Raw genomic sequence first — 12,086 nt, forward strand, 5'->3', positions numbered from 1 at the left:
GTATAAACATTATCAATTTACTATATATTACATTTATGTAAAAATAGATGTATGTTAAGCTTATTCAAAATCTTTCCCCTAATAAAGATTTGAAGTAGCATTTCATGATTCTCCTTACTGTTAATATGCCTTGAAAAAGAACCCTATAGGGTTCTTTTTCTTTTCATTATAACCTCAGTAAGTGCTTATTTAACATGCAAAAAGGACCGCTAATTATTTGCAGCCCTTTTACACGTTAATATACACTTGTATTACATACTTAACAATTTATTGTATTAGGTATTTATACAAACTAAACATGCTATTATCATTTAGATATATAACACTTCAAAGTTTAGAAGTATACAATAACAAATCTTTCCCAGCTTCCAGCTACATAACTAGTAGCTGTTAATTCTCTACCACCATTTGCTGATATATATCTACCATTACTTAGTGCTTGTAATACATATATCCTATTGTCTCCACCATTATATAAGATAAACTTTTCCCATGCACCAATTGATGTACGATCTGCTACTACTCTACCATTTGGCTCAAACGAAACATACTTCCCATTACTTTTAGCTTTTAAAGCGTACGTATATAATTCCCCAGTCGAAATTAATTCAAATTTCTCCCATTCATTAACTGCATTACGATTTGCTATTATATTTCCCGAAGGCTCAGCCGAAACATATTGTAAATTTGCTGCCTGTATAGCAACTGTCCAACTTCCATTAAATAAATTCACGCCTTTTAGTGAACCTGCTTTTGATAGATTGGCTGCCGATACATCATTCGATGGTGTAATCATCACTATCATTAAAACCATCGACAACACCATTAAAACTAACCTTTTTGAGATTGTATTACCACTTGCACGTGTTATGAACCTTTTCATTCCCATTCCTCCCTTAATATACATAGAACTCATATATATCATACCAAATATGTAAAATATTGTAACGATTGAGAGGATTTATCAACAAATACCTTACTATTCTGTTTCTTTTTTCTCAAATCTATAGCAATTAAACATGTATCAATTCTCAAGCACATTTTTCAAATTATTTTCCCCCTGATAAAAAAACGTAGAAATTTTTGGAAACGAAAGTATATACAAAAGAGAGGGTATTTTCATTTCACCTTTCTTTAAATAAAAGCCAAATAGCCGTTCATAATGAACGACTATTTGCATCCAACTAATACTTAGAATGTTTTTCATGTTAATCTATTTTGTTTAATCCCGTTGAAGTAACTTGATAGGTTCTTTTTTTGCCCATATATTCTTGTTTATTATTCTCAAGATTAATAAGTGTAGCGCGTGTTTTTTCCTTTACTGCTTCCCCTTCTATATGGGTAAACTCAATGTAATCTCCCACTTTTACGGGCACGGTTTGGCTTTCAGCAGTTTGTTGTCTATTCCCTACTATTTCCTTATTGTACACAACACCACCATTTGAATTCTTTACTGTAATACTTGCATACGTATTATTAAAGTAAGAATGTGGTACGCCTGCTTCTAAATTCACCTGCATTTTCTCTGTTGTCCTATTATAATCTACTTTTGCGATTTCTCTATCACTATATCCTTTTAAAGACCACCCAAAATGATTTCCATCTAAAACCGTTGTTTCTGGCATTTTTTCTACTTTCTTCAAGCCTTCTTTTGTAACTTCATACATGCCTTTTTTTCCAAAACTTTCTTGTTTACTGTTACCTACATTTATTAAAGTAGCTCTATGCACACCTTCTAGATGTGTCAGCTCAATATAATCCCCTACTTTAACTGGAACTTTTTGCGATTCAGCATTTTGTTGTTTGTTCCCATAAATATCTTTATTGTATACTACTTTTCCTGATGCATTTTGTACTTTAATACTCGCATATGTTTCATTAAAATAATGATGTGGTACGCCTGCTTTTAAATCAATTTGCATCTCTTCTGTCGACTTATTAAAATTGACTTTTGCAAACTCGAAATCACTAATTCCTTTTAGTGACCATGCAAACTGGTTTCCTTCTAAAATATTATTTTCATTAGGCATATCTGGTTTAATTGGATTAGAATCCGTACTCTTCCAAATCTCTGCTGTTAAAATTGGATATCCTAATGCAGCTACTTTTTGAATAGTATCGTTATTTGGACGTAATCCCCACTTCTCAAAGAAAGGAATCAAATTTTGTTTGGCTACTTTTGATGCTGAAATCATAAATAATTGTTTTTTATTTTCATCAGTTTGTGGAAGTTCACTTGAAGGCATGTCTCTATACAATTGATGCAATTTAGGATAGAAATCCTCTCCATATGCTAGCTGTAGTTGCCAAAGCATAACAAGCTTAACAAAAACATCACTAACTTCGTCATAATTTTTATTAGGTTGTTCTAAGTATTGAAATGCCTTAGTATAAGCACCCTCTTGTTGCAATCTAAAAGGTTGATTAGATGTAAATGCTTTTTCTACAGAAAGGCTGTATATATTATTTTGTACTTCTGTCATATTATAAAATTTCCAAGGTGATTGCTGTCTCAAATGCCCTGCCTCATGCCATGGACCCCAACCATCTTTTATAAATTTATTAATATCTAATACATATTGAATTGCATCTCCTACATATGCAGTTCGATAAGAAGTCGCATACATATAATAATCGGGAGAATGATTTTCTTCTACGTAATGAACATAATGTTTATCTACTTGTTCTTCAGATAATCCAGCTACTTTGTCTTGAATTCGAGTAGCTTCATCCATCTTTTTTAAGAGTTGTACAGGATCTGTATTAGAACCCAACAAATATTTCTTAATACGTGCAGGACTGGCCGTAATTAATACACGTTCTCCTTTTAACTCCACTGCATGTGCATTTGGATATTGGTCCAGCATGTTAATTAAATCTTGTTTCGTATGCTTTCCTAGTTCAAAGAAAGGCGTAGTCGTTCCGCCTGTTGTAATTGTTGTTCGAATGGTACCACCTTGTTGTTTATTATAAAAATAAATCATCCCCCCATTTGGAGATTGGATTGTGTTTATACCTGGTTTTAATGTAAATGATTTTATCTTAGAATCTTCTCTCCAAGAAGCATCATATGAATACGTTCCAATATATACCTGAATATCTTGATTACCTTCTACATTAATCGTTATTTGTTCATTTGGTTTTGCATATAAACCAGTTGGTTCATATGGACTAAATGCCATACTTTTTCTTTCCTGTTGTTTTATTAGCTCAACATCCCCTTTTCCTGGGACTGTAAATGTTCTATTTTCTGATTTAACTGATTTTTCACTTTGCAGTGATGTCGATAAATTTTTTTGCTGCTCCTTTTGCTCCGCAAAGACATCTGATGAAGAAATCATTCCAGTCGCAAGCATAGTTACTGTAGCAGTAGCTGCAAGTATTTTTCTAGTTTTATATTTTGAATTATTCCCCATATTATCTCCTTCATTTTTCCTTAGTACTCTTAAGGATTTTTGTTTTCTTCTTCATGTTTTTACAATCTAAACTATTCATACTATTTAAGTTGTATCTATTACTCTATATTTTTTCATAAACATCTCCTTTTCTTTATTTATTATTGTATATAAATGTTATTGGATGACACATTAAATAACAACTTTAAGATAAACTCATCGATAACAGCTTATTATGTTTTGATTCTGTATTCTAAACTTCCATCCGATTGGAGAAATATATCCAATTGGAGAAATCAGTAAATAATTTTCAACATTTAAGGGTTGGAATCTCACAAAAAATTCATAAAAATTTTTCAGTTTAAAGGTCAATTCAATTGCAACTATATTTGTTTAAGCTTCCACCTTTTTTGAAAAAAAGCATCTAATTCTACTTGAATTAGATGCTTACATTTAGTCCTTAGGACAAATATTCTAAACTATTTATGTGGTTGTAAATCTTTTTTTATTACTTCCCAGAGTGAATTATCTTGAGGCACCGGTTTACCCTCTTCATCCCATTTTATTTTTCCTGTTCCCAATTCATAATTCATCCCTGTCCATGTGTCTTCACGGAATGCATAGAATGATTTATGCCAACCTTTTTGGTTGAAGATAGAAATAAGATCTTGCATGTATTGGGTAGCTCCCGGAACAGTACGGTTAATTCCAAACTCCTCTGCAATAATTCGATTAGATGATACATGATTTTTCTTAGACCATTGTTGGATTGGCTTCAAAAATTTCTCTAATCCCTGCTTATTCCACATTACAGGTTTCTCTAAGTCTCCTACTTTTACTAATCCTGGATATTGATATTCTTTATTTTTCTTTTCACCTTGACTCGTTAATTCATATGGTTCATACATATGAAATGCGTAAAGCGTTTTTTTATCCTTTACTGGTTTTAAATATTTAAAAGCCCATGGAGTAGCATATAAACCTGAATCTAAAATAATTGGTGTTTCTTGGTCTACTTCACGAATGGAATTGATTACTTTTTGATACAATCTGTTTAAATCCGCTGTCGTTCCCTTCACTTTTGCATACCATTTCTCGTAATCTTCTGTCCAAAAATCATTATATCTATTATTTTTAGCTGTTTCTGGATGTGGTTCATTTATAATATTATAACCCACCACCGCAGGATAATCTTTTAATTCCAGAGCAAGGTCCTTCCAAAATTGACTTGCTTGTTCTTGATACCTCTCTTCTTCCCATATTCTGTCGTCATTCTTGTTATTATTAAATTGGCGCCATCGATCACCAGGTAAAGATAACATTGTAAGAACAACTTTCATTCCTTGTGATTGTGCGGCATCTAAATCCGCCTTTAATTTTTCTAAATCCTCCTTTACTAATCCCTGATAGTTATCTGCATTACCTATCAGAAAATCCTTTCCAGAAGTATCTGGTTTATCCTCAAATAGAAAATCTTTATCTTTTGCCCATTTATCAGGTGCTAAACGTACATATTCAATATTAGCTTCTTTTGCACTTTTATAGTTTTCAGGTAATGACGTACTATTCATGAAATTAGTACCCTTTCTTTTCGAATCCCAAAAACTAATTTTCGAATCGCCCTTGTGGTATGTATCAGCTCTTACATTCATTTCCTGTACTCCAAAACTCATCATGCCTAATAACGCAACAATTGGCAAAATTTTTTTCACAACTTTTCCTTCTTTCTCTTTATATTTAACACACATAACATACCTTTGTTTTGTTACAGGAATATGGCAAATTTCCATAAAAGCCTTTTTAGTTTATAAGATCGCAGCGTATTCATAAAAATGAATGAGATAATTAGAACATTGCTTCATTTTCAAAGAAACAAAAAAGGAATCCTTTACGGATTCCTTTTTGCAATTCACTCTTTTTCAAATGGTACATTTTGCACCTACTTTTAGTATACCTTATAATTCCCATAAAATAAATAAGATTAACTGAAATTCACTTCAAATTGTGATAGAAAACATAATTAAGAAGCGCAGATAACTAAATATTATCCCTTTTATTAAATAAAAAAGATTAAATAATTCCCCCTCCAAACTAGGACCCCTTTACACTTTTTACAAATATTGCTATAATTAGATAAACCAAAGCATTACCCCATTAACAAAGGGACTCCATAATTGGAGTCCCTTTGTTAATTAGCTATTAAAAATGATAGCATGTGATTATTGTATAAATTCTTCCTTTTTTAGATCTGCATATTCTTCTACGAAATCCCATAAACCTTGCTTTTCGAAGTAAGAAATACTTTTTTCACTTCTTCTAAGAGTTTAATTGCTTCATCTTCATTAAGAGAACGTAAAATATTGAAATGATATACATACTCTTCATTTCCTAATTCCATACAAACTGCTAATCCTTTTTCAAATTGCTTTAAGAATATACAAGCTAGCCCTAATTCTTTTTCACAAGAAGCAACTTTCACCTCATATCCTATTAACCCAAAATACAAGGAATATAGATACTTATTTTACTTTCAAAGGCTGAAACCTTGCTGCATAACTACTGAAAATAAAGTAAAAAGACGTTCAAATCCATATGGATAGAACCTCTTTTCACTTTATTTCATACATATACTGATTTTTCATTTATTCATTTTGTATTGTACTTAAAAAAACAATAAATTCATCATCATTTACAGGTTTACTGTAGTAATAGCCCTGAATTAGATAACATGCATTACGTTGTAACACTGTTAATTGTTCTTTCGTTTCTACCCCTTCTGCTATGACTTTCATGTTTAAAGTATGAGCAAGTGAAATAATGGTCTGTATAATTTCACCTCCATCAGTAGAAGTTCCAATCCTATTAACAAATTCTCTTGGAATTTTCAAAGTATCAATTGGATAAAGAGGTAAATACGCTAATGAAGAATAACCTGTACCAAAATCATCAATTGATAAATGTACACCAAATGATTTTAATGCTTTTAACTTTGATAAAGTTTCTTTTTCATCTACCATGGCGATTCGCTCTGTTAATTCCAAATTAATCGAATTAACAGGTACTCCTATCTCTTCTATGGTATATATAATGGTTTGAACAAAATCTTTCTGTTCAAACTCTATAGCTGATAAATTTATCCCCATCTTTAGATTTGAAAAGCCCGCAGAATGCCATTCTTTCAGTTGTCGACACGCTTTCTGTAACGTCCACTTTCCAATTGAAATAATCTGCGCCGTTTCTTCTGCGATAGGTATAAACTCAAACGGAGAAATCAGCCCAAGTTCTGGATGTTGCCAACGTATTAAAGCCTCTGCACCAATAACCTTACCTTCCTTACTGTCAATTTGTGGTTGATACAATAAAAACAACTCATTATTTTCAATTGCATTTGGTAAATCCTGTTCTAATCGTAATCGACGGGTTACTTTTTGAGATAATGTCTCGTCATACATACAAACAGCATTGTTACCTTTTTCCTTTGCGCTATACATAGCGATATCAGCGTGTTGTAAAAGTGTAGTAGTATTTATTCCTCCAAATGGATACACTGCTATTCCTATACTAAGAGATAAGTAAAAACTATGCTGATTTACTACGAATGGTTCTTCAGTTATAAGAAATAGAGCTTTACACAAATTCAATAGCTGTTGCTCTGTTTGGTTATGGACAATGATTGCAAACTCATCACCACCTATTCTTGCTAGAGGAATTGTCGGTGAAAGACATGTCCTAAAACGTTTGGCAACTTCTTTTAAAACCCTGTCACCAATGGAATGGCCCAGTGTATCATTAATAGTCTTAAAGCGGTTTAAATCAATATACAGGAGCCCAAATTTATCCTGTGTTTTTTGCACACGCTTAATGGATCTATCTAATTCTTGTTGGAAGAATATACGATTTCCAATCTCCGTCACCGTATCATGGAATGCAAGGTAGTTTATCTCATCCTGTTGTTGTTTCATCCTCGTTATGTCTTTTACCATTACATAACTCCCAAAAGTTTGACCTTCTATCATAATAGGAACTATAGTGACATACCAAAACAGCATGTCCTTCTCATTGTTATTTTTCACACGCAACTGTAGTGAAGATGAACTACATCGTCTCCCTTTCTTTATAGCCGCTTCCAATTCAGATTTATCTTCATCTAAAAAAATAGAGAAGCACTCTTTCCCTATTAATACAGCACTGTCTTTTCCTAATAACATACTTCCAGCCTGGTTTATATTTAATACGATACCAGTTGAATCAATCGTTAAAATAGGATCCGGATGATACTCATATAATGACTTAAATCTTTCTTGATTTTTTACCAAATCATTAGATTTGTTTATTAAATCCCTTGTTCTTTGAGATACTGTTTGTTCTAATTGATTATTAAACACTTTTAATGTTTCAGTTAAATCTTTGTTTTGCATTCGTACGATTGTATGACGAATCAGTACAAATACAAAAGCAATACAATTTCCCGTAATCAATGTAGCTGAAGACGTTTGCTCTTTCAAAGTAAAGCCAATTAAGACTGCAACTGCAAGATAAGGGAATATGCCAAGAAGTTTCTCTCCAAATGTCGGATTAATAATAAAATAATTTCTTTTAGAAGAAACATCCTTTGGAATTGTAGCAGCAATAGCAATAAATAATAGGAAAACTCTATACAAACACCTTAAAAATATAACTGAACGCTCTGACAAATCACCTTGTAAGTAAAAATACAAATAGTCCGTAATAGCTAATCCAGTTAATACTAGGATAAAAATATACAATTTGCTTTTTGCATTGAAAATAGCAGGTCGAAAGATTAGTGTAACTCCAAGTAATAGAAGCAATAAATCTATAATCGGAAAAATAAATGAGAGAAAAACATCTCCAATTGATAAGAATAAGATATTTGCAGAAGGTTTATTAAATAAATACCACTCTAATGTAAAAATAGCAGTAACAACTATGCATAAATCACAAAGCAAATATGCTTTCTCCCATTTATTACATTCCATCATGATTTTATAAAAGAACGCAAAGAGAAAGAAGAATAAGAAAAGCAACAAAAATACATCAGAGATATTAAAATTTTTTATTGGTAATTCTACATTAAGTACTTGAAAAGCAGATATAAAATTTCCTATCAAGAAACAACCTATCGCAATAATAATGCAAACCCAGAATACTCCTAACTTAATTTTTCTGGATAATATAGAATACAGTAGTGAGATAAATACAGTAGTTTCAACAACTAAAGATGATAGTCGGATATTAAAATCTGATACGAAATAAAGACTTGGAAAAACAAATATAAATATAAAGCAAAAGCTTATATAAGCTATTAAAGCCAATATCAATACATAAAATTGCACATATGCATGTTTACGCAATGGACTCACCTTCTTGAGTTTTTTCTATACTTTTATTAAAAAAATGTCTTGATAGTGGCACAACTCCTACTAAATTTAAATGTGTGTTACCTATTATCCATATTATGACCTTTTTAAAAGATTTCTTTCTACATACAACAGTCTTGTTAACTTTTTGTAGATGTTTACAATTATCAATACTGAGGATTCCAAAAAGGATAAGCTGAAAAATGTAGTTTTTTAAGTATTTGCGTATCGTAAATTTGGCGGGTACAACTTATCTACCCTTTAAATATGAGATAGAATCTAATCCTCTATTGGATTATAGTTAGTTGCTACCTGTCACACTTAAAAAGGAATGAAAATATACTATCATTAACATAGCAATTCGAATTAGTTTACGGAACCGACTGTAACTATTATAGTTACAACAAAGGTTGATGTCAATTTCATATCCTCCCTTTTTAACGGACAAAAGACATGACCTATTGAACAAAAATTTGATGTTTATAAAAAGAGAGGTAAAATTTTATCTCCTTACTCAAAGAATTATAAATGATCTAGGATTAAATGAAATTGAAGCTAATATTGCATCTCCCTAAAAAGAATGTTACTCTAAAAATAGAATTATGAAAGGAATGATGGATGAATAATGATTAACTAATTTATATTTTAAGTTGAATTTTATAACATCAAACTACAAAATATAGGGTTAGTCTATCCATTTTTAAAATTCAGTTCATACTTTATTTGTCATGATTCAAATGATTAATAAGTACTTATTAAGTATAGACGAAAGACTAATCCTTCCGATTACAAATTGGGGGATTTTTTTATTCCCGTTTAGCTTAGTTGAAACTTACTAATTGTTAAATGTACTTCACAAATAAAGGAGCGAGAAAAATGAGTACTTCAGACACTATTGTTACACATGTAATGCTCTATATAAGTCGTTAATATCCATCAAACTTATATAGAGGAATTAAAAAATGGATGGATGTTCCGACTTTATATGAAACGTTTCGATATATAAAGGAGGAATTATTATGTCAATGATAAAGGTCCAAGACTTAACTTTTTCATACCCAGGTAGCTTTGATAATATTTTTGAAAGTGTAAACTTCCAAATAGATACGGATTGGAAGCTAGGATTTATTGGTAGAAACGGACGAGGTAAAACGACATTCTTTAATTTATTGTTAGGGAATTATGAGTATAGCGGGAAAATCCTTGCTTCGGTAGAATTCAATTACTTCCCCTACTCTGTTTCAGATAGGAACAAATTCACTCATGAAATCCTTGAAGAAATTTGTCCCCAAGCCGCAGATTGGGAATTTCTACGTGAGATATCCTATTTAAATGTTGATGCTGAGGTCATGTACAGACCATTTAAAACATTATCAAATGGGGAACAAACAAAGGTGTTGCTTGCTGCACTGTTTTTAAATGCGGGTCAATTCCTATTAATTGATGAACCAACAAATCACTTAGATACAGATGCACGAAAGATAGTCTCTAATTATCTAAGGAAGAAAAAAGGATTTATTTTAATTTCACATGACAGAATCTTTTTAGATGGGTGCGTTGACCATATCCTATCTATTAATAGAGCAAATATTGAAATTCAAAGTGGTAACTATTCTTCTTGGAAGTTAAATTTTGATAGACAGCAAGAGCACGAGAAGGCTACAAATGAGCGTCTACAAAAAGACATAGGGAGATTAAAACAGTCTTCCAAACGATCAGCAAGTTGGTCTCATGACGTGGAAGCTTCAAAAAATGGAACGAGGAATTCAGGCTCTAAGTTGGATAAGGGGTTTGTAGGACATAAAGCAGCCAAGATGATGAAAAGAGCAAAAAACCTTGAATCAAGGCAACAAAAAGCTATTGAGGAAAAGTCAAAATTACTAAAAAATGTGGAAAAAACTGAGTCATTAAAATTGGAACAATTGCAATTTAAATCAAATGAATTGGTTACTTTGGTTGACGTGTCCGTTAAGTACAATGACCAAATTGTGAATGAGCCGATTAGCTTCATAGTTGAACAAGGTGACCGAATTGTACTTGATGGAACGAATGGGAGCGGAAAAAGTAGTATCCTAAAACTAATTCTAGGACATCCGATACAGCATACAGGCTTAGTTACTTTAGGTACAGGACTCATCATTTCCTATGTCCAACAAGATACTTCTCATTTGAAGGGGTCGCTATCAGACTTCATTGAAGAGCACAAGATTGATGAAACCTTATTTAAATCCATCCTAAGTAAGATGGACTTTGATCGAATTCAATTCGAGAAAGATATATCTCATTATTCTGGTGGACAAAAGAAAAAACTGCTTATCGCTAAAAGTTTATGTGAAAAAGCCCATATATATATATGGGACGAACCACTAAATTTTATAGATATCTATTCCCGTATGCAGATTGAAGAACTTATTCAACAATTTAATCCCACAATGGTTATTGTTGAGCATGATAAAGCATTTCAACAAACAGTTGCAACAAAAACTATATCTATGTAGCTCAAAACGAATACTTGAAAATATAATCATTAACTTGAGTCCTTGAACTATAAAAACCTTAATGACGTGTTGAAAAAAGCCTAATTTCTCTACAATACATTGAGAAATTAGGCTTTAAATAGTAATAATAGAATTCATAAATACTGAATAATTTACACGTTAGGTTTATCTGTTAATGCAGTAACAATCCTGTCCACTAAGTCTTCTGGCATCCATTCATGATTTGTATCGTTCGTTTCATTTGGCCCTAAAGAATCAATAAACTTTTTAAATTTTGGAAATAAAACAATAGAAGTGATCCAATGTATCGTATGATTTATGGAGAAGAAATGAAAAACTCCTTGCTTTTCACCCTCCTGTAATATTTCTTTTAACTGTTCAAAATTACCTATGAAATACGGTTTAATCTTTTCTAATCGTGCACTTTCCTTAATAATCTCCTCATATGCCAATGATCCAATTTCAGGGTTCTCTTTTATATGTTTAGTAAAAACCGTTAAATATTCTCTAAGGGCATCGATAGGTTTAAATTGATTCTTCTCAAGAAAATTGGGTAGCTCATTAGCAAGACCATATTTCTTAAACACCTCATAATATAGGTTTTCTTTCCCATTAAAATAGTAAGAGGCCATAGCAACATTCACTTTCGCTTCTTTTGCGATTTCTTGTATGCTCGTACCTTCGTAGCCACGCTCTCCAAATTTTTTCTTAGCAGCCTTTAAGATATTTTCCATCGTCTGCTCTCGAGATTTCCCCATTTCACACACCTCAAATAGTATATATTTCACTTCAAAAACCCAAAAAGGACTTTGAAT

7 protein-coding genes are annotated in these 12,086 nt (G+C 31.8%); 1 reads left to right on the top strand and 6 read right to left on the bottom strand.

The features are described from left to right. Window positions 1-334: 334 nt before the first annotated feature. The 5 genes from DN403_RS25480 to DN403_RS25500 form a co-directional block, all read right to left on the bottom strand. A complete protein-coding gene (locus DN403_RS25480; RefSeq protein ID WP_000819434.1) occupies window positions 335-883 on the bottom strand; it encodes a fascin domain-containing protein in 549 nt (182 codons plus the stop codon). Between the two features lie 325 nt (window positions 884-1,208). Beyond that, window positions 1,209-3,416 carry a M60 family metallopeptidase gene (locus DN403_RS25485; RefSeq protein WP_000527922.1) on the bottom strand — a complete coding sequence of 736 codons (2,208 nt, stop codon included), beginning with the start codon at window positions 3,414-3,416 and terminating at the stop codon, window positions 1,209-1,211. 458 nt (window positions 3,417-3,874) lie between these two features. Next, entirely contained in the window at window positions 3,875-5,143 is a 1,269-nt protein-coding gene (locus DN403_RS25490; RefSeq protein ID WP_025989072.1) for a glycoside hydrolase family 5 protein, read from the bottom strand. 512 nt (window positions 5,144-5,655) lie between these two features. Beyond that, window positions 5,656-5,886 carry a hypothetical protein gene (locus DN403_RS25495; RefSeq protein ID WP_042886887.1) on the bottom strand — a complete coding sequence of 77 codons (231 nt, stop codon included), beginning with the start codon at window positions 5,884-5,886 and terminating at the stop codon, window positions 5,656-5,658. Window positions 5,887-6,037: 151 nt separating this feature from the next. Continuing rightward, window positions 6,038-8,767, bottom strand: a complete 2,730-nt coding sequence (locus tag DN403_RS25500) for a sensor domain-containing protein (protein ID WP_142287859.1) — start codon at window positions 8,765-8,767, stop codon at window positions 6,038-6,040. 1,025 nt (window positions 8,768-9,792) lie between these two features. Here DN403_RS25500 and DN403_RS25505 point away from each other — a divergent pair. Further along, window positions 9,793-11,271 carry an Lsa family ABC-F type ribosomal protection protein gene (locus tag DN403_RS25505; RefSeq protein ID WP_017763486.1) on the top strand — a complete coding sequence of 493 codons (1,479 nt, stop codon included), beginning with the start codon at window positions 9,793-9,795 and terminating at the stop codon, window positions 11,269-11,271. Between the two features lie 152 nt (window positions 11,272-11,423). On the opposite strand, the gene hlyIIR is transcribed toward DN403_RS25505, so the two are convergent. Further along, complete coding sequence (gene hlyIIR / locus DN403_RS25510) at window positions 11,424-12,029, bottom strand: hemolysin II regulator HlyIIR (RefSeq protein ID WP_000520485.1); 606 nt, start codon at window positions 12,027-12,029, stop codon at window positions 11,424-11,426. Window positions 12,030-12,086: the final 57 nt, after the last annotated feature.

Source organism: Bacillus sp. AY2-1 (assembly GCF_008368965.1).
GTDB classification, from domain to species: domain Bacteria; phylum Bacillota; class Bacilli; order Bacillales; family Bacillaceae_G; genus Bacillus_A; species Bacillus_A thuringiensis_S.

What these genes read in the sequence shown, in the direction of transcription:
- DN403_RS25480 (WP_000819434.1), bottom strand. Translation starts at nt 883, where the DNA reads ATGAAAAGGTTCATAACACGTGCAAGTGGTAATACAATCTCAAAAAGG.
- DN403_RS25485 (WP_000527922.1), bottom strand. Translation starts at nt 3,416, where the DNA reads ATGGGGAATAATTCAAAATATAAAACTAGAAAAATACTTGCAGCTACT.
- DN403_RS25490 (WP_025989072.1), bottom strand. Translation starts at nt 5,143, where the DNA reads ATGTGTGTTAAATATAAAGAGAAAGAAGGAAAAGTTGTGAAAAAAATT.
- DN403_RS25505 (WP_017763486.1), top strand. Translation starts at nt 9,793, where the DNA reads ATGTCAATGATAAAGGTCCAAGACTTAACTTTTTCATACCCAGGTAGC.
- hlyIIR (WP_000520485.1), bottom strand. Translation starts at nt 12,029, where the DNA reads ATGGGGAAATCTCGAGAGCAGACGATGGAAAATATCTTAAAGGCTGCT.